Raw genomic sequence first — 18,701 nt, 5'->3', positions numbered from 1 at the left:
GTTAATTCCTGAAGCAGTCCAATCAATATAATGTTCAGTTTCTTTATTAACTGATCATCTTAAAATGGTGATTTTTTGTTTATATCATGACCTCTGCAACCAAGAGATGATCTTTTTAGCGATATCATCTGGTGAAAGAATGTAATCGGGGTGATCATTAGCGATCAGCCCACTTGGCATTAACGGGAAAGCTGCCGTTTCAGGGTCCTGAACGATAATTAAGCCATTTTGATCTTCGATGTTTTTAGCACCTTTTATACCATCATGCCCCGCACCCGATAAAATGACTCCCAGGCTCCTTTCTTTTGCATCTGCAGCAAGTGATTCAAAAAACACATCGATTGTTTTATTGATTTTATCATCAGGATTTCTTTCTCTGACGTGAAGGAACCCGTCTTTGAGCACCATCTCTTTACCAACCGACAATACATATATGCGGCCACATTCCACGTATTCAATGGTTGACACCGGTATAACCTTAAGGTCGGTTTTTTTTGCAAGAATTTGGTCCAGGTTACTGTTATTATTGATAGGCAAGTGCGAAAGAATAACCAATGCTCCTTTAAAGTCTGCAGGTAGCTTAGTTACAATCTCCAACAATGGCGTTAGCCCACCGGCCGATAAGCCAATTCCAACAACATCAAAAGTATAATTATGGGTCATAGTATGCATAATCCTCTATACATAACTATAAGCGCCTAACATAGTTTCAGGAGTTTTTCAATGATATTATCATTTTAAGGCATTTGTCACCTCATTTGGCTTTAATAGGGTCAATTTCATCCAAACTGGTGTATAAGGGTTGCCATTTTTATCAACGTTTACTGCCGTAATTTTGTCTATAAGGTCCATACCCTTTACAATTTCACCAAACACAGTATAGTGCTGGTCAAGGAAAGGTGTACCACCTGAGTTCATGTATACCTCTCGTTGTGGCTTACTGAATTTTACTTTATATTTTACCTCAATGGTATCCAATTGTGCGCTCGTCCAGGTTTTTCCGTCAACAATATAAAACTGGGTAGTAAAAGATGATTCGGTTGGATTCGGGTCCCGGCCCATAGCCACAGCTCCGCGTTTATGGTATAAAGCCGTATTAAACTCCGGCGCAAGCCATTTTTGTTCAGGCTTAAGCACATGCGGCTTTTCATACAGCGAATCCTGGTCGCCGCCCTGTATCACAAAGTTCTTAAGTATTCGGTTAAAAGTTGTTTGATTAAAATATCCGCTTTTAACAAGCTTTATAAAGTTGTCGCGATGCACAGGTGTTTCGTCATACAACTTGATTATGCACCAGCCTTGCGGAGTCTCAATTTTTACATACTGATTATGCGGTTGAGAAAATGCGTTTGATTGTAGGAACAACACACCAGCGATTATTAAACAAAGTATATTTTTCATCAGGAAAATTAAAATGTTATCTGCTAATAATAAAGATACTTTAATTAATATTACGAAGTACTCATAACCCATAACAAAACATATATATTCGAATACTTAAACCCTCATGCATGAAAAGAAAATTACTTATTGTTACAGTTTTAGTTACCATATGCCGTTTCTCAGCCTTAGCACAGGATAAACGCACATCCGTTTATGGCGTTGAAAGAAGAACAAACTCATTTGAAATTGGAGCGGAATATTTGATGGGGCAAGGAGATTTTGGAAAGATTTATAAAAATGGATTTGGCGGCGCTATCAGGTACCGTTTTGCAATCACAGAATTTAAAAGCTTACTTGCCAGTATTGGATATACCAATTTTAACGGCAAAGTTATTTTGCCTGGAAATCCGGAAGTTGATGTTTCCGCAGGTTTTATACCAGTAAAAATTGGAATGAAATTCCGCTTCCTCAAACAGGTATATTTTGCATGGGAGTTGGGCCCTACAATAGCATTAGGTGTAAATGGCACCGATAAAATTAACCCTTATGTAGCTGCGGATTACAAAATCAATGGTGTTCTGTTTAATTTTGCACCAACATTAGGAGTTCAGATACCTACCACAAACAAAAATTATATTGATTTAGGTTTTAGATATGAGGGCATGGTACTAAAGTCAGACCCTAAATTTTTTACAGGGATAAGAGCAGCCTATGCCTTCGATGTTGCAAGGTGAGGTTGTAAAACTAATTATTTTATAAAACAAACAGCCCGGCGAGCCGGGCTGTTCTTTTATAGTTTACGCTAAACGGTAAGCTTTTTATATTTAATACGCTTAGGTGTCAGGTCGCCAACGCGCTTTTTGTGATTCTCTTCATATTCGCTGTAGTTTCCTTCGAAAAAGTAAACCTGCGAGTTACCTTCAAACGCTAAAATGTGGGTACAAACCCTGTCCAGGAACCAACGGTCGTGGCTGATGATTACTGCGCATCCGCCAAAATTCTCTAAAGCTTCCTCTAAAGACCGCAATGTATTCACGTCGATATCGTTGGTAGGCTCATCCAGTAACAATACGTTCGATCCTTTTTTCAGCGTGATAGCCAGATGCACCCGGTTACGTTCACCGCCTGAAAGCACACCAACTTTTTTCTGCTGATCCGCTCCGTTAAAATTAAACTTGGATACATATGCCCGCGAGTTAAGCGGTCGGTTACCTACCATTATATTGTCCAGTCCGTCGGTTACGTTTTCCCAAACAGATTTATTAGGGTCAAGGTCGTCATGCATCTGGTCGACATAACCCAACGCTACTGTATCGCCCACACGGAATGTACCTGCATCGGGTTGGTCTTGCCCGGTTATCAACCGAAACAAAGTAGTTTTACCTGCGCCGTTTGGACCAATGATACCAACAATGCCCGCCGGCGGCAACGAGAAGCTTAAATTTTCAAATAACACCTTATCGCCATAGGCCTTTGTAACGTTATTGGCTTCTATAACAATATTACCTAAACGCGGGCCCGGCGGTATAAACAGCTCCAGCTTTTCTTCGCGCTCTTTAGTTTCTTCAGACGCCAGTTTATCATAATTTGATAAACGTGCTTTAGATTTGGCATGGCGTCCCTTAGCGCCCATGCGTACCCATTCCAGTTCGCGTTCAAGGGTTTTCTGGCGCTTGCTTTCACTTTTTTCTTCCTGTGCAAGTCTTTTAGCTTTTTGGTCAAGCCATGATGAGTAGTTGCCTTTCCATGGTATGCCCTCTCCCCTGTCAAGTTCCAGTATCCAGCCGGCAACATTATCCAGGAAGTAGCGATCGTGCGTTACGGCTATAACAGTGCCTTTATACTGCTGCAAGTGCTGCTCCAGCCAATCTATCGACTCGGCGTCCAGGTGGTTGGTAGGTTCATCCAGCAATAAAACATCCGGCTCCTGCAGTAACAACCGGCATAAGGCCACCCTGCGGCGCTCGCCTCCGGATAACACAGCAATTTTAGTATCCGGCTCGGGGCAACGCAATGCATCCATGGCACGCTCCAGTTTGGTATCCAACTCCCAGGCGTTGGTGGCATCTATTTTATCCTGCAGTTCGCCCTGGCGGTTCATTAGCTTGTCCATTTTATCCGGATCGCTGTAATACTCTTCCAGTCCAAACTTTTCATTTATCTCTTCATACTCTTTTAACAAAGCAGTAGTTTCGGCAACGCCTTCTTCTACCACCTCGCGTACGGTTTTTTCAGGATCAAGTTCTGGCTCTTGGCTAAGATACCCTACACTGTATCCGGGCGAAAAAACGACTTCTCCTATATTCGTTTTATCAATGCCGGCAATAATTTTTAATAGTGATGATTTGCCGGAACCGTTTAAGCCTATAACACCTATTTTGGCCCCGTAAAAGAAAGACAGGTATATATTTTTAAGTACTGTTTTTTGCGGAGGGTAAACTTTGCTTACTCCCGCCATAGAAAATATGATCTTTTCGTCAGCCATAAAGTTTTCTGATTTTTATTAGGGATAGCAAATATAAAATTGAAATGTGGAATGGTGGATAAATTTCACCACAAATTCATGTTATAATTTGTATCTTTCATTGTAAATCATTTGGTTTGCTACCAGCGTTCGTTTATACGGCAAATACATGTTGCAACTTATGCCGTATTGTCATAAAGCATGACTAAATGCCCCGATTTATTAAATAGTTTATTTAGCAGTAGCTTAAACCATTTAACCGGGGTTGCATCAAACTAATAAAGTAATTGATTTTTATAGCAGTTACCAAGCCAACCAACTGGTATTTACAAACAATAAGGGTTAAAACCTATTTAAAATAAACAGGGATAGTATCATTAAATTGTCTGTTTACACTAAAGCCAAAAACTTGGCAATATTGTTGATAAAACTAAAAAGAATCGGCTTGATTGATAAAAACAAATTTATAGATTAGGACGATCATAATCAGAAAGGTATATATGGAAGCTAAATTTTCGCCACGGGTAAAAGATGTGATACAGTACAGCAGGGAAGAGGCGCTGCGCCTTGGACATGATTATATTGGCACTGAGCACCTTTTGCTTGGCCTTATTCGCGATGGCGACGGCGTGGCAATCAAACTATTAAAAGGGCTGACCGTTGATACCGCTAAACTACGCCGTGCAGTTGAGGATGCTGTAAAAGGAACAATTGGCACAAATGTACATATAGGCAGTATCCCGTTAACCAAACAAGCCGAAAAGGTTTTAAAAATAACTTACCTTGAAGCTAAGATTTTCAAGAGCGATGTAATAGGGACCGAGCACCTGCTACTTTCTATTCTTCGTGATGAGGACAATATTGCTTCGCAAATACTGATGCAGTTTAATGTAAACTACGAAGTATTTAAAAGCGAAGTTGAATCAAACAAAAATGATGTTACCGACGAAATGCCGGGGTCATCTACAGGCGGTGATGATGATTTTAAAGAAGATGATTCATTCACCCAGCCTAAAAAGGTATCTGATATAAAATCAAAAACCCCGGTATTAGATAATTTCGGACGTGATTTGACTAAAGCCGCCGAAGAAGGTCGCCTTGATCCTATTGTAGGCCGCGAAAAAGAAATTGAACGTGTTTCGCAAATATTATCGCGCCGTAAAAAAAATAACCCGATTTTAATTGGCGAGCCGGGTGTTGGTAAAAGCGCCATTGCCGAGGGGCTTGCATTACGTATAGTACAGCGTAAAGTATCACGTGTATTATTTAATAAACGTGTGGTTACCTTAGACCTTGCTTCGTTAGTAGCAGGTACAAAATATCGCGGACAGTTTGAGGAGCGTATGAAAGCGGTAATGAATGAACTCGAGAAATCTCCGGATGTTATCCTGTTCATCGACGAGATACACACTATTGTTGGTGCAGGCGGCGCTTCGGGCTCGCTTGATGCCTCAAATATGTTCAAACCAGCATTGGCAAGGGGCGAAATACAATGCATTGGCGCAACCACGCTTGATGAGTATCGCCAGTATATTGAAAAAGACGGCGCCCTTGACCGTCGTTTCCAGAAAGTAATGGTTGAGCCGGCTACACCGGATGAAACTGTTGAGATACTTAACCGTATCAAAGAGAAATACGAGGAACACCATGGCGTTACCTTTACAGACGAAGCGATCAATGCCTGCGTTACCCTAACTACACGCTACATTACAGACCGCTTTTTACCAGATAAAGCTATCGACGCCCTGGACGAATCTGGCTCACGTGTACACCTGACCAATATTCACGTTCCACAGGAAATTTTGGATATAGAGCAGAAGATTGAGCAGATAAAAATCGAAAAGAACAAAGTTGTACGCAGCCAAAAATATGAGGAAGCGGCCAAACTTCGTGACACTGAAAAACATTTGCTTGATGAGCTTGACCAGGCTAAAGCCGCATGGGAAGCAGAAACTAAATCGAAACGTTATACCGTTACAGAAGATAACGTTGCCGAGGTAGTAAGTATGATGACCGGTATACCGGTACAGCGTGTTGGACAGGCGGACAGTGCCAAACTACTGGCTATGTCAGAAACCATCAGCGGCAAAATTATTGGGCAGGATGATGCTATTAAAAAGCTTACCCGTGCTATTCAACGTACACGTGCCGGTTTAAAAGACCCTAAGAAACCAATTGGTTCATTTATATTCTTAGGCCCAACCGGTGTTGGTAAAACCGAACTGGCTAAAGAGCTTGCCCGCTTTATGTTTGACACCGAGGACGCGTTGATCCAGATAGACATGAGCGAGTACATGGAAAAATTTGCTGTGTCTCGTTTAGTAGGAGCACCTCCGGGATATGTGGGTTATGAAGAAGGCGGGCAGCTTACCGAAAAGGTTCGCCGCAAGCCATACGCAGTAGTATTGCTGGATGAGATAGAAAAAGCTCACCCTGATGTATTCAACATACTGTTGCAGGTATTGGACGAAGGCCAGCTTACCGACTCTTTAGGCCGTAAAGTTGACTTTAGGAACACCATCATCATCATGACCTCTAACATTGGCGCACGCCAATTAAAAGATTTCGGTCAGGGTGTTGGTTTTAGCACCAGCGCGAAAACCACTCAGGCAGATGCTCACTCCCGCGGTGTGATCGAGAACGCCTTGAAACGTGCTTTTGCTCCTGAATTCCTGAACCGTATTGATGATGTTATCGTGTTCAACTCATTAGGCAAAGAAGAGATCTTCAAGATCATCGATATCGAGCTTGCTGCATTGTTTGGCAGGGTAAATACTTTGGGATATAAGATTGAGCTTACGCTTGATGCCAAAGAGTTTATTGCCGAAAAAGGTTACGACTCTCAGTTTGGTGCAAGGCCGCTCAAACGTGCCATCCAGAAATACCTGGAAGACCCTATTGCAGAGGAGATACTTAAAGGCGAACTTAACGAAGGGGATACCTTATTAGTTGACTACGACAAAGAAGCTAACGAAATAAAGGTGACCGACCGCAAAGGCGAAGACAAAAAGCCTGAAGAGGAAGAGCAAAAGTAATAACAATTAACACAATGAAGCCCGCTTGAAAATCAAGCGGGCTTTTTATTTTAATAGCGGATAGTAATCAACCGGCAGCAACTAGGCTACCCTGTTTTTGCCCCACTCACCTTCAAAGGTTACGCCTGATGGATTAAGAATAATGCCATTCGTATCAAACAGGCCATAGTTTTCTGATACAGTTACTATAGTTATTTCATAATTCGGTATTTTGTCTGGATGATAAACTCCTATTGCCGGTTGCTTTGTCTTTCGCTTAGTATACATAATGTACAAGCTATTTGGAAAACTAAGTGCAAACAAACCCCGAACATCTGTGAGCTTTGCAAATTCGTTACTCTGTAAAGGTGAATCTATAAGCGTTTGAATATATTTATTGTTGCCAGTGCCGCTATACATGGGATTCTCTTTACGAATCAAACGTAAAACTTTAAATCCGTTTACTTCTGCCTGGTCTGTCACTATTGATCTTAAAAAGTGCATTGATGAGCCTTCATAAACCTTAGCCCGATTTTTACGCCATCTCTTTTGTAAGCCATCATCGCCTGCCATGGGTTCAAATAATGCAGAGCCTTCAACATAGAAATAGCCTTCCTTATAGTCACGGGTAAATTTGTTGATCAGGTATTTAATCTTGTAACCAAGGGCACGATTCTCAATCTCGAGAAACTCATCAGAAGAGCCTGTCAGCGTTCTGTATTTACTGCTGTATGTAAGGTAAACCGCGTCAGGATTTAGTATCCGGCATTCTTTGGCATTATTGGATAAACCCAAAAATTCATCCTTAAAAAGCTTATAATTACGCAACCAATTATCATGCGGTTGGATTTTTACTTCTTTCAGCTCGGTAGTTTTTGCAGTAAGCATAATGTCAGCCAAATGCATATTATCAGAGCCTGCCAAAACATTTTGCCGATACGTAGCGTATCCTAATACAGTTACCACTAACTCATACTGTCCCGGCCTTACATTAAGCAATTTAAAGCTGCCATCAGCGCCTGACTTCCCGCCTACTGTTGCATTGCTTAAAAATATGCTGGCGTCTGCAACCGGTTGCCTGCTTTTTGCATCTATTAGTTTACCGGTGATGTTGATTTGCGCAAGGCAAACAACCGGAAAAAGTAAAAGCGTTAAGAAAAGGCATCTCATAAAGATAAAGTTAACTAATTTATTAGTTAATTAAACCTTTTCTCTTTTATTTGTTCTTATAAGTGTAGTAGCAATCCGGTAGGATAGCAAAAATTAAATTATTAATCATTTTATCAATTCGGAAACATCGTATGTTTCCAATCAAAACAAATTATCACATGAGAAAACTATTATCTATCCTATGTGTGGCCATTCTTTTGTTCACGGCATCATCATGTAAAAAAGAAACGTATGTAACGCCTGGTGCTCAAACTATTTTCACAGACACAAAGAGTTGGATAACTGATGACGGAGGCATCACTTACACTACAGATATTCCAGTTCCCGACATTGACAGTTATTTCGATTCGAGTGGCGCAGTGTTAGTATATAACGACCTTGGTGGCGGTGAATTTGAACAATTGCCATCGGTTTATGGTGGAATAACTTACCGATTTACATATACAGACGGACATGTTTACATAGATGCTCAAAATGCTGATGGCGATTCTATCACTCCTATGCCCCCCAAACTTAACTTAAAAATAGTTTTAGTTGATTAAAAGTTAATCATAAATAACAAAGGCGAGCTTTGCAGCTCGCCTTTGTTATTTATGATAGGTTATCTTACTATTTCTCCATTTGTTCAATAACGGCCTGGGTAACACCGGTGAATGAAAATCCGCCGTCATGAAACAGGTTTTGCATGGTAACCATGCGGGTAAGGTCGCTAAACAGGCTTACGCAATAGTCGGCACACTGGTTGGCATCAGCATTACCAAGCGGACTCATTTTTTCAGCGTAATTAATAAAGCCATCGAAACCTTTTACACCGCTGCCTGCAGTAGTACGGGTTGGTGATTGTGATATGGTATTGATACGCACTTTCTTTTTAACACCATATTGATAGCCAAAGTTACGTGCTATGCTTTCCAGGTAAGCTTTGTTGTCAGCCATGTCGTTATAGTCTGGAAATACACGTTGTGCAGCTATATAGGTAAGTGCTAATACTGACCCCCACTCATTGATAGCATCCATTTTCATGGCAGTTTGCAGCACCCGGTGAAAGCTTAAAGCTGATATATCAAGGCCTTTATGAGTAAATTCGTAATTGTTATCTGTATAGGCAATTCCTTTACGCACATTAAGGCTCATGCCTATAGAGTGCAATATAAAATCTACACCGCCGCCAAAATGCTCCAGGCTTTTAGTGAACAGGTTATTAATATCGTCTGTGCTGGTAACATCTGCAGGAATTACCGGGGCATTGCATTCTTCAGCAAGCTTATTCAGTTCGCCCATGCGCAAAGCAAGGGGTGAGTTAGTTAAAACTATTTCAGCACCTTCTTCATGGCAGCGCTGCGCTACTTTCCACGCGATCGACTGCTCGTTAAGCGCGCCAAATATGATACCTTTTTTGCCCTTTAATAAATTGTAAGCCATCTATTTTAAGTTTGGTTTTAAGCTGTAAAGTTATAAAATTAGTTTGCAGTTTACAGTGGGTAGTTTGCAGTTACAAAACTGACCCGATTTTCATGCTGAACTTGTCTAACCATTTAACATGTGCATAGGTCTTAGATAAGCTTATACCAACACTTCTTACGTGCCCACTGCAAACTTAAAACTGCTAACTACAGCGAAAGCAACTCCCTCGCATTTTGTAACGCGCTTTCGCCGGGCTTGTCGCCGCTTAGCATTTTGGCTATCTCTAATACGCGCTCCTCGTTGCTCAGCTTTTTAATTCGGGTGTAGGTAGTTGCAGCATCATCATCCTTATAAACAAAGTAATGGCTGCTGCCTTTACCAGCTATCTGCGGTAAATGGGTTATGGTAATAACCTGCAGGTTTTGTGATAAGCGTTCCATCACCTGCCCTACCTTGTTTGCTACCTCCCCGCTGACGCCGGTATCAATCTCATCAAATATTATTGTTGGCAAAGCGGTGTACTCTGCAATAAGCGACTTAATGCTAAGCATCAACCGGCTTAATTCGCCCCCTGATGCAACTTTACTCATATCTGCCAGCGCATGACCTTTATTGGCCGAAAACATAAACCGGATAGTATCAATACCATTTTTTGTAAGATGGTCGGTAAGTCCGAAAGTCGGTAAGCCCGTAGAAGAATTTTTCTTTCTCACTTCTTCATTTTCATGCTTGCTGACGATCTGCTCAATTTCTAATGCAGAATTACCCATGCCCATTTCAGTTAAGGTAGAAAGAACCTTTTGCTGTATCACGGGAATGGCCTTTTTACGGTTTGCAGATAACTCTGCGGCCATTTGCTCAAGTTCCTGCTGTGCTGCAGCTATTTGCCTCTGTAGTTTTTCAACCGCTTCATCGCCAAAAACGGCTTGCTGTATTTTATCAGAAAGATCATTCTGAATAGCAATCAACTCCTGGTTGGTGCTTACACGATGTTTTTTCTGCAAATTAAATATCAAACTTAATCTCGTATTTAATTCTTCGGCGCGGGCTTCATCAGTAAACGTACGTTGCTCAATGTTTTCAATTTCCGCAGCAATATCCTTCAGCTCAATCAATGTACTTTTAAGGCGCACATGCAGTTCTTCCACATCGGTATTATATTTCTCAATACCGGATAACTGCTGACCTGCTTCGCGCAACTGAATGATGGCCGATGTTTCACCCTCATGCATCAGGTAATGCGCACCCATCAGGCTGCGTTTAATTTCTTCAGCGTTATTTAAGGTAGCAAGTTCCTTTTCCAGATGTTCCTGCTCATCTGCCGATAAGGCAGCTTTTTCCAGCTCATCAAACTGAAACTGGTAATAATCAAGGTCGGTTTTTGCTTTATCGTTTGCCTCAATCAACTCTTTTAGCTGGGTAACCAACTTTTTATAAGCCCGGTATTTGCTTTGGTAAGTATCCAACAGGCCCTGATGCCCAGCAACGCCATCTACAACCAGTAATTGAAATTCGGGGTCGTTAATCTCGCGGGTAGCATGTTGCGAATGTATATCTATCAGCCTTTCTCCAAGCTGTTTTAAAGTGTTCAGATTTACGGGCGTATCATTAATAAAAGCTCTTGATTTGCCATCGGCGGATATTTCGCGACGTAAAACGGTTTCTCCCTCATAATCCAGGTCGTTTTCTTCAAAAAAGCCTGAAAGATGAAACCCTTCAATCCTGAATAAACCCTCAATCACACACTTCTTTTGCTGATTGAAAAAATAGCGGCTTTCTGCACGCTGCCCTAATATTAGCGACAGCGCCCCTAATATGATGGATTTACCTGCGCCTGTTTCACCGGTCAGGATGTTCAATCCTTTGTCAAAGCTTATTTCAAGACTATCAATAAGTGCGTAATTCTGAATGGTAAGCCGGTTAAGCATAAAAAAGTATCCCCGTTTATGAGGATACTAAATTACTAAAAATAATAGGAAATTGTTTTTGGGTTATCAACTATGATATCAGGTTGCGTTAATTCCTTTCAGGGTTTGCGGGCTACAAAGTATCTTTTGCCTGTTCCGCTTTTTCCCTTGCTTCTTCTATTTCGTTTTTTACAGCTTCTTTAACGGCTTTATCGGTCTTTTCTATATTGTCTTGATTGTCACCATTCCAATAATAATTAGAAGGATGAGTGGCCTTATATTCCTTCAGTTTCTTTTTAAACTCAGGCGTATTCATGTAAGCACGCATTTTTGCTGTTGCCTGCTTCATTTGTTCCTGCTCTTTTCTGATCTGATCGCTATGTGTAAACGCCCGCATTTGCTCGCCTAACTTGCGCATTTGTTCCTGTTGGGCTTTTATGTTAGGGTTGTTAAAGGCCGTGCGCATGTTTTGCCCGGCGGTACGCATTTGCTCCTGCTGTGCCTTTAACTCGGGGTTATTAGTAATATCGCGCATCTGTTTGCTCAAATCGCGCATTTGCCCGTTAAGTTGCTGCACATCAGCCGGAATCTTGGTTTTCAGTTCCGCCTGATACTTGCGGTAATTATCGTCGCTATTGTCATAATAGCTATTTTCCTTTACGCCGTACTTTTTTGCCAGGGCTGCGTTCATATCTTTAAACTCTTTAGAGTTGTAATAACTTTCCATTTGCTTACCTAACGCATCCATTTGCTTGCCAAGCTTATCCATTTGCTCGCCCTTGCCGGCCCATAATTTGTCGTATTCGGCTGCCGCTTTTTCCTGTTCAGCAGTACCCCGCTTAACCGACTCGCTTTCGTAAAAGGCGCTTATTTGCTTACCAAGTTTGTCCATCTCTGCACTGGTGGCTTTAAACTCCGGGCTTTCATAATACTTACCGATAGCTTCGCCATGTTTTTCCACCTCTTTGCTAAGGCGCTCAAGCTCCGGATCTTTAAAGCCATCCACATTATTATTATAATTAAAGTTGTAATTGAAAGCGTAGTCTTTTTCTGTTTTAGCTTTAATAACCTTTTTACCGCTTTTCGTCACTGTTTTGGTTGATTTAGAAGTTGCCTTTGCAGCTTTTTTTGCAGGCACAGTATCTGCAGCTACAAGCATTTTTTTAATGGTCGGGATAAGTGCCTTTACTGATACCTTGCCTTGTGCAATTTCTGGTTTCAGGAGCGCAAAGCTGCAAATGCTTAGCGTTAATATAAGCATAGCCACTAATGCAGGGCGTACGCTGGGTAATGTTTTTTTAGTTTTCATGATACGTTCAATTCTGTTTAATAAATGATACTTTTTGCCGGTTACAGCCGGCGCTAACTGTAACTCATTGTGGCGTTGTTGCTCCAGCTTAAATAAAGCCTTTGCATAAATAATTGGTGTTTGGGTGTTGTCTACAACCAGGTCGTCGCAGGCATTCTCACGTTCTTCACTAATTATTCTGTTGATAAGCAATACACAGGGATTAAAAAATAACAGCGTAGTAATTACCTGCTGCAGCAGGTTGATCAGGTAGTCGTTACGTTTAATGTGTGCAAGTTCGTGCATCAGGATAGCCTCAATTTCTTCGGCCTCCAGATATGTAGAAAGTGTTACGGGCAGCAGTATCACCGGCTTTATGTAGCCTGTAATGCAAGGCACATCAACCAGCTGGCTAAACCCTACCCTTACTTTTTTTGTGATGTCAAGCTTTTTTGCAAACCTGCTTATTTGCTGCTGCAGTTGTACACCAAGGCTCATAGTGCGTTTAATGAATTTTAAACCCCTGTATGCTAAAATAACCTTGGCCATATTAAGTACAAGCCCTAATGCATACACAGCGGTAACATAAGGCATGTAAGCCTCTATACTATAATAGTAGCGCAACGCGGCTTCATTAACCTGGCGCATGTTAGCCGGCAAATCCAACAGCACTGCCAAACCTGTTAATGCACTAGGCTTAGCCAGCCAGTTATAAGCCTGCACCTCGTGAAAAAGCGTAACCGCAAACCAAGCAGTAATGGCTGATAGGGCAGCGACAGCCAATAAATATTTCCTGGCAGCAGTAAGCCATGGATTGAATACCAATAAGGACACTCTTAATAAAAAGTATACCAATAAACCCTGCCATAAGGAATGGACGATGGTTATTCCTAAAACCTGACTGATGTTATAAAGTACATTTTCCATGGCTGTTTGTTAAAAATTCTAAGTTGTAAACTCTAAACCCTAAATTTTAAAATTCTAAATCCTAAATCTTAAAATTCTAAATCCTAAATTTTAAACTCTAATCTGATTGATAAGTACTTACTATTTATCCTCTCTATTCACCACTTACTATTTTCTTCCCTCAAACTCATCCAAAAAGTTTTTTATGGCATCTATCTCATCTTTTGATGCGCGGTGCTGGCCTAATGCCTGTATAACCAGATCTGCAGTTGATCCCTTAAACACCGTTGATAATATTTTATCCAATGCACCTTGTTGTGCCTGTTCGCGTGACATTAATGCACTATATATATGCGTCTTGGCATCGGTATTACGGGCAAGCAAGCCTTTATCGTGCATTATCTGCATTAATTTAAGGGTAGTAGTATAGCCCGAATCTTTTGTTTTGGCCAGTTCATCATGCACATCCCGCACGCTGCACTCGCCTTTTTTCCAAATGATCTGCAGTATCTCCAGTTCGCTTTCTGTCGGTTTCAAATCCATCTTAATCCTATTTACGAATTTCTTCGTACAAATATGTACGATAGATTTCGTATATCAAAATATTTTTTAATTTTCTTTAATTAAAAGACGAAGCGATCAGTAAAAAGTTACAGTATTATTAGGCTATTGTCATTTAAACAAGCCTTTTCGTTACCTAAACCTCAATAGGTTATATTTGCACAAAATAAGCGCATGGAAATTTTTGCATTAGGTGAAGGCTCATATTCTGTAGACAGTACAAAAAAATTCATTCCGTTTAACCCGGAAACGGATAACCGGAAAGACAGGCCTGGATCATTGTTTATTCATGTGAATCCTTTTTTGATAAAGACCAGCACCGATCTGATAGTTTTAGATGCCGGATTAGGCTATAAGGATACGCGCGATGAATTGATACTGCATCAAAACATTCGTAATGCAGGTTTCGGCCCTGAAGATGTAACGCTGGTACTGATGTCGCACCTGCATTATGACCATTCGGGCGGGCTCGTTGTTGAACGTAACGGCCAGCTACAGCCCAGTTTTCCACAGGCCAGGCATGTTATACAGCGCCAGGAGTTTGATTTTGGCCTGAGCGGTAAATCATCCTCTTACCATAAAGAGATATTTGAAGCTTTGCAGGAAAGCGCTATAATTGACTTTGTAGATGGCGATGGCGAGTACCAACCCGGTATACGCTATGAGCTTTCTGCCGGCCACAGCAAGTTTCACCAGGTGTTCTGGATGGAGTTTGAGGGTAAAAAAGTGTTTTTTGGTGGAGATGAATTACCCGAACCCGAACAGCTGATAAGGAAATTTGTAGCTAAGTATGATTATGATGGCCAGCGCTCGGCTGATTTACGCATTGAGTATGGCAAAAAAGCGGCAAGTGAAGGCGATATCTGCTTGTTTTATCATGCCAGGAATACAGCCTTAGGCACAGTAAGCTATAACGGCGAACAGTTTACGGTTACACCGGTTTAAGCGTTTACTCCAAATAGCTCCTTTATCTTTTCGACATTAAGAGGTTTTGATATAAAATCCTTTACCAGGGGGTAAGAACGGGCTTTATTAATATCATTACTAAATACCGATGAAGAAATAATGTATATTTTGCTTTTACCTAAAGGGTCGATATTTAAACGCTTATACTCATCTAAAAATTCCCAGCCATTCATGATAGGCATGTTAATATCAAGAAGGATATAATCAGGTAGTTGGTTAGGGTCTTTTTCTTGAATTTCCAGTAACTGATCGATAGCAAAACGTCCATTAAGGCAAGCCATAATTTCTGTATTGGTTAACGCTTTCTTTATCAATTTTATTGAGATAAAGTTATTTATTTCGTCATCGTCAACCAATAAAACACTTACTGTTTTGTCGTAATCAAGGCTCATATTATGTTATACGGAAATAGATAGCAAAAAGTTTTACAACGCATAGTTGTAAAGCAACAAAATACGTTTTAATAAAAATTGTTTTTTAAAGCAATATATTATAATAAGCAACAAAGCCTATTTATAGTATGAACATATACGTTTAAAAACAAAAATAGATACATTATAACCAAATTAATACATTAGCTTACAGGGATAGGAAGCCATAAATAAAGAAACCGCCCTGGTTGGGGCGGTTTCTTATTAATTGTATCATGTTCCGTATTCCGGAGTAGTTACTTCGCTTTCCTCAAATTCATAATCAGTAAGCGGAGGGCAAGAGCAGATCAGCGTACGATCTCCATAAGTATCATTCACCCTGCCAACAGAAGGCCAGAATTTATATTGGGCCACATAAGGTAGCGGAAAAGCCGCTTTTTGACGGGTATATGCATGTTCCCACTCGTTACCGGTTATAACAGCGGCAGTATGAGGCGCATTTTTAAGTGGGTTATCGGCTTTATCTGAAACGCCTTTTTCCACATCCTCAATTTCATGACGAATAGAAATCATGGCATCGCAAAAACGGTCAAGCTCATGTTTAGGTTCCGACTCGGTTGGCTCAACCATCACCGTACCCGCAACCGGGAAAGATACCGTAGGCGCATGGAAACCGTAATCCATTAAACGCTTGGCTATATCAGTAACTTCAATACCGTATTGTTTAAATGAACGGCAATCCAGTATCATCTCATGCGCGCAACGGCCATTTGTACCAGCATATAAAACTGGATAATGATTTTCTAACCTTGATTTGATATAGTTGGCATTCAATATGGCATAACGGGTTGCGTTGGTAAGCCCCTCAGTGCCCATCATTGCGATATATGCATGTGATATCAACAATATGGATGCAGAGCCCCAGGGCGCTGCCGATACCGCGTGTATAGCCTTACCATTATCTATATCAACCACAGCATGGCCGGGCAAATAAGGCACCAGGTGTTTAGCTACACCGATAGGGCCCATACCCGGGCCACCACCACCATGTGGTATACAAAATGTTTTATGCAGGTTAAGGTGGCAAACATCTGCACCGATATTAGCCGGGCTGGTTAAACCAACCTGGGCGTTCATGTTAGCGCCATCCATGTAAACCTGGCCGCCATTTTGGTGAATGATCTCGCATATCTCGATGATCGATTCCTCAAATACACCGTGAGTAGACGGATAAGTCACCATGAGACATGAAAGGTCGTTGTTGTGTTGTTCGGCTTTAGCTTTCAGATCAGCTACGTCAATGTTGCCGTTATCGTCGCACTTAACAACTACTATCTTCATTCCTGCCATAGCTGCCGAAGCAGGGTTTGTACCATGTGCAGATGCAGGTATCAACGCTACATTACGGTGCCCTTCACCCCTATCGATATGATAAGCACGAATAACCATTAAGCCGGCATATTCGCCCTGCGCACCGGCATTTGGCTGCAGGCTCATTGCTGCAAAGCCGGTAATTTCGCTCAACCACTTGTTAAGCTCATCAAACACCTGCATATAGCCGCCAACCTGGTCGGTAGGTGCAAACGGGTGCATTTTGCTGAATTCGGCCCAGGTAACCGGAACCATCTCTGTAGTGGCGTTCAGTTTCATGGTACATGAGCCAAGCGCTATCATAGAGTGGCAAAGCGACAAGTCCTTTGCCTCAAGTGATTTAATATAGCGCAGCATCTCATGCTCAGAGTGGTGCGAATTAAATAAAGCGTGAGTTAAGTATTCGGATGTACGCTGCAGATCAGTTGGAATAACACTCTCAACATTACCTTTCAGCGTATCGAAGTTTGCATCATTTAAAGTTTTGCCTTTTACTTTGGCAAAAAAACGTACTATGGTTTCGATATCTTTAACAGAAGTAGTTTCGTCAACAGAGATCGTTACTACCGAACCATTATAATGCAGGTTGGCCTCATTGTTAAGCGCTTCAGAATGTACCGGGCCAACTAACTCACCCACATCAAACTTAAGGGTATCAAAGTAAGCTTCATTTAACTGCTCGTAGCCTAACTGGTTTAAAGACGATGCTAATAACACAGTTAAGCCATGTATTCTTTCAGCGATCAGCTTTAAGCCTTTTGGCCCATGGTAAACGGCATACATACCGGCCATAATTGCCAGCAGCGCCTGTGCGGTACAAATGTTTGAAGTTGCTTTATCGCGGCGAATGTGCTGCTCGCGGGTTTGCAGCGCCATGCGTAAGGCATAGTTACCGGCACTGTCTATAGTTACACCAATGATACGGCCGGGAATAGAACGCTTGTACTCTTCTTTAGTAGCAAAGAACGCAGCATGCGGGCCACCAAAGCCCATTGGTATACCAAAGCGCTGCGATGAACCTACAACAATATCAGCACCCCACTCTCCCGGAGGGGTTAAAAGCACCAGGCTCATCAAATCGGCCACTACGGTCAGCTTGATGTTTTTCTCATGTAACGCTGATGCAAAGTCTTTATAATTATAAACTTCACCGTTGCCTGCCGGATACTGCACAATGGCACCGAACACATCGTCCGTAAGCTCTGCCGTACGGTGATCGCCTATCTGCAGTTTGATGCCGTAAGGCTCACTACGGGTGTTAAGGATATCAATAGTTTGCGGGAACAGCTCTTCGCTCACAAAAAACACATTTGCTTTCTGGTTTTTTCGCAGGCTGTATTGCATAAACATGGCTTCTGCGGCGGCGGTACCTTCGTCAAGCAACGATGCATTGGCAATTTCCATCCCCGTCAGATCAATGATCATGGTTTGAAAGTTAAGCAACGCCTGTAAACGACCCTGTGCTATCTCTGCCTGGTAAGGAGTGTATTGTGTATACCATCCGGGGTTTTCAAGTATGTTACGCTGTATAACGCCGGGAACTATTACATCATAATAACCCTGACCGATATATGATTTAAAGACCTTATTTTTTGAAGCTGTTTGTTTAAGCGTATTCAGATAATCAAACTCGCTTTTTGCGGCGGGCAAATTAAGCGGGCCTTTCAATCGTATTTTAGCCGGGATGGTTTGATCTATTAACTCATCAAGCGTATTTACGCCTACTGTTTTCAGCATTTTTTGAGTATCCGACTCGTTTGGCGCGATGTGCCTGTTTTGGAATTTCTCCTGATAATCTATATTGAGCTTCATTAAAAAAGGTGCCTTAAAATTTAGGGCAAAGGTACAATTTTACCTACTCAATAACAATCGGGTAATGTGATAGTGACAATGCCT

General features: G+C 41.5%; 14 protein-coding genes. 4 read left to right on the top strand and 10 right to left on the bottom strand.

Translation table 11 applies throughout. The features are described from left to right. Positions 1–84: 84 nt before the first annotated feature. Together ACFQZX_RS07330 and ACFQZX_RS07325 are read right to left on the bottom strand one after the other, a co-directional pair. A complete protein-coding gene (locus tag ACFQZX_RS07330) occupies positions 85–663 on the bottom strand; it encodes a chemotaxis protein CheB (RefSeq protein WP_377113187.1) in 579 nt (192 codons plus the stop codon). 69 nt (positions 664–732) lie between these two features. Next, positions 733–1,401, bottom strand: coding sequence for a peptidylprolyl isomerase (locus tag ACFQZX_RS07325; RefSeq protein ID WP_377113185.1), 669 nt, complete (start codon positions 1,399–1,401; stop codon positions 733–735). A gap of 110 nt (positions 1,402–1,511) precedes the next feature. Here ACFQZX_RS07325 and ACFQZX_RS07320 point away from each other — a divergent pair, with 110 nt between their 5' ends. After that, on the top strand, positions 1,512–2,117 hold the full coding sequence (locus ACFQZX_RS07320; RefSeq protein WP_377113182.1) for a hypothetical protein: 606 nt from the start codon (positions 1,512–1,514) through the stop codon (positions 2,115–2,117). A gap of 68 nt (positions 2,118–2,185) precedes the next feature. Here ACFQZX_RS07320 and ettA read toward each other — a convergent pair whose 3' ends face one another. Continuing rightward, on the bottom strand, positions 2,186–3,868 hold the full coding sequence (gene ettA / locus ACFQZX_RS07315) for an energy-dependent translational throttle protein EttA (protein WP_377113179.1): 1,683 nt from the start codon (positions 3,866–3,868) through the stop codon (positions 2,186–2,188). A gap of 479 nt (positions 3,869–4,347) precedes the next feature. Between ettA and ACFQZX_RS07310 the strand changes: the two genes are divergently transcribed. Beyond that, complete coding sequence (locus tag ACFQZX_RS07310) at positions 4,348–6,882, top strand: ATP-dependent Clp protease ATP-binding subunit (protein ID WP_377113177.1); 2,535 nt, start codon at positions 4,348–4,350, stop codon at positions 6,880–6,882. 81 nt (positions 6,883–6,963) lie between these two features. On the opposite strand, the gene ACFQZX_RS07305 is transcribed toward ACFQZX_RS07310, so the two are convergent. After that, a complete protein-coding gene (locus ACFQZX_RS07305; protein WP_377113175.1) occupies positions 6,964–8,031 on the bottom strand; it encodes a carboxypeptidase-like regulatory domain-containing protein in 1,068 nt (355 codons plus the stop codon). Positions 8,032–8,189: 158 nt separating this feature from the next. On the opposite strand from ACFQZX_RS07305, the gene ACFQZX_RS07300 reads away from it, so the two are divergent. Then, complete coding sequence (locus ACFQZX_RS07300) at positions 8,190–8,573, top strand: hypothetical protein (RefSeq protein WP_377113173.1); 384 nt, start codon at positions 8,190–8,192, stop codon at positions 8,571–8,573. 67 nt (positions 8,574–8,640) lie between these two features. On the opposite strand, the gene ACFQZX_RS07295 is transcribed toward ACFQZX_RS07300, so the two are convergent. From ACFQZX_RS07295 to ACFQZX_RS07280, 4 genes are all read right to left on the bottom strand, one after another. Next, positions 8,641–9,453 (bottom strand): enoyl-ACP reductase FabI, encoded by an 813-nt coding sequence (locus ACFQZX_RS07295; protein WP_377113171.1) that lies wholly within the window; start codon positions 9,451–9,453, stop codon positions 8,641–8,643. A 188-nt stretch (positions 9,454–9,641) separates the two neighbouring features. Next, positions 9,642–11,363 carry a DNA repair protein RecN gene (recN, locus tag ACFQZX_RS07290; RefSeq protein ID WP_377113168.1) on the bottom strand — a complete coding sequence of 574 codons (1,722 nt, stop codon included), beginning with the start codon at positions 11,361–11,363 and terminating at the stop codon, positions 9,642–9,644. A gap of 112 nt (positions 11,364–11,475) precedes the next feature. Continuing rightward, the gene (locus ACFQZX_RS07285; protein ID WP_377113166.1) at positions 11,476–13,557 is read right to left on the bottom strand and encodes a M56 family metallopeptidase; all 2,082 of its coding nucleotides are present in this window, start codon (positions 13,555–13,557) and stop codon (positions 11,476–11,478) included. 147 nt (positions 13,558–13,704) lie between these two features. Further along, positions 13,705–14,079, bottom strand: coding sequence for a BlaI/MecI/CopY family transcriptional regulator (locus ACFQZX_RS07280; RefSeq protein WP_377113163.1), 375 nt, complete (start codon positions 14,077–14,079; stop codon positions 13,705–13,707). Positions 14,080–14,271: 192 nt separating this feature from the next. On the opposite strand from ACFQZX_RS07280, the gene ACFQZX_RS07275 reads away from it, so the two are divergent. After that, positions 14,272–15,042: an MBL fold metallo-hydrolase gene (locus ACFQZX_RS07275; RefSeq protein ID WP_377113161.1), complete on the top strand. Its 771-nt coding sequence runs from the start codon at positions 14,272–14,274 to the stop codon at positions 15,040–15,042. Here the strand turns inward: ACFQZX_RS07275 and ACFQZX_RS07270 are convergent. Further along, the gene (locus ACFQZX_RS07270) at positions 15,039–15,455 is read right to left on the bottom strand and encodes a response regulator (RefSeq protein WP_377113158.1); all 417 of its coding nucleotides are present in this window, start codon (positions 15,453–15,455) and stop codon (positions 15,039–15,041) included. The two genes, ACFQZX_RS07275 and ACFQZX_RS07270, sit on opposite strands and share 4 nt — an antisense overlap. A gap of 252 nt (positions 15,456–15,707) precedes the next feature. Continuing rightward, positions 15,708–18,617: an aminomethyl-transferring glycine dehydrogenase gene (gcvP, locus tag ACFQZX_RS07265; protein ID WP_377113155.1), complete on the bottom strand. Its 2,910-nt coding sequence runs from the start codon at positions 18,615–18,617 to the stop codon at positions 15,708–15,710. Between the last annotated feature and the right edge of the window lie 84 nt (positions 18,618–18,701).

The organism is Mucilaginibacter litoreus (assembly GCF_042676805.1).
Lineage (GTDB): Bacteria > Bacteroidota > Bacteroidia > Sphingobacteriales > Sphingobacteriaceae > Mucilaginibacter > Mucilaginibacter litoreus.
Note: the sequence above shows the minus strand (reverse complement) of the source record. Positions and strands in the feature narration are given on the sequence as shown.

What these genes read in the sequence shown, in the direction of transcription:
- ACFQZX_RS07330 (WP_377113187.1), bottom strand. Translation starts at nt 663, where the DNA reads ATGACCCATAATTATACTTTTGATGTTGTTGGAATTGGCTTATCGGCC.
- ACFQZX_RS07325 (WP_377113185.1), bottom strand. Translation starts at nt 1,401, where the DNA reads ATGAAAAATATACTTTGTTTAATAATCGCTGGTGTGTTGTTCCTACAA.
- ACFQZX_RS07320 (WP_377113182.1), top strand. Translation starts at nt 1,512, where the DNA reads ATGAAAAGAAAATTACTTATTGTTACAGTTTTAGTTACCATATGCCGT.
- ettA (WP_377113179.1), bottom strand. Translation starts at nt 3,868, where the DNA reads ATGGCTGACGAAAAGATCATATTTTCTATGGCGGGAGTAAGCAAAGTT.
- ACFQZX_RS07310 (WP_377113177.1), top strand. Translation starts at nt 4,348, where the DNA reads ATGGAAGCTAAATTTTCGCCACGGGTAAAAGATGTGATACAGTACAGC.
- ACFQZX_RS07305 (WP_377113175.1), bottom strand. Translation starts at nt 8,031, where the DNA reads ATGAGATGCCTTTTCTTAACGCTTTTACTTTTTCCGGTTGTTTGCCTT.
- ACFQZX_RS07300 (WP_377113173.1), top strand. Translation starts at nt 8,190, where the DNA reads ATGAGAAAACTATTATCTATCCTATGTGTGGCCATTCTTTTGTTCACG.
- ACFQZX_RS07295 (WP_377113171.1), bottom strand. Translation starts at nt 9,453, where the DNA reads ATGGCTTACAATTTATTAAAGGGCAAAAAAGGTATCATATTTGGCGCG.
- recN (WP_377113168.1), bottom strand. Translation starts at nt 11,363, where the DNA reads ATGCTTAACCGGCTTACCATTCAGAATTACGCACTTATTGATAGTCTT.
- ACFQZX_RS07285 (WP_377113166.1), bottom strand. Translation starts at nt 13,557, where the DNA reads ATGGAAAATGTACTTTATAACATCAGTCAGGTTTTAGGAATAACCATC.
- ACFQZX_RS07280 (WP_377113163.1), bottom strand. Translation starts at nt 14,079, where the DNA reads ATGGATTTGAAACCGACAGAAAGCGAACTGGAGATACTGCAGATCATT.
- ACFQZX_RS07275 (WP_377113161.1), top strand. Translation starts at nt 14,272, where the DNA reads ATGGAAATTTTTGCATTAGGTGAAGGCTCATATTCTGTAGACAGTACA.
- ACFQZX_RS07270 (WP_377113158.1), bottom strand. Translation starts at nt 15,455, where the DNA reads ATGAGCCTTGATTACGACAAAACAGTAAGTGTTTTATTGGTTGACGAT.
- gcvP (WP_377113155.1), bottom strand. Translation starts at nt 18,617, where the DNA reads ATGAAGCTCAATATAGATTATCAGGAGAAATTCCAAAACAGGCACATC.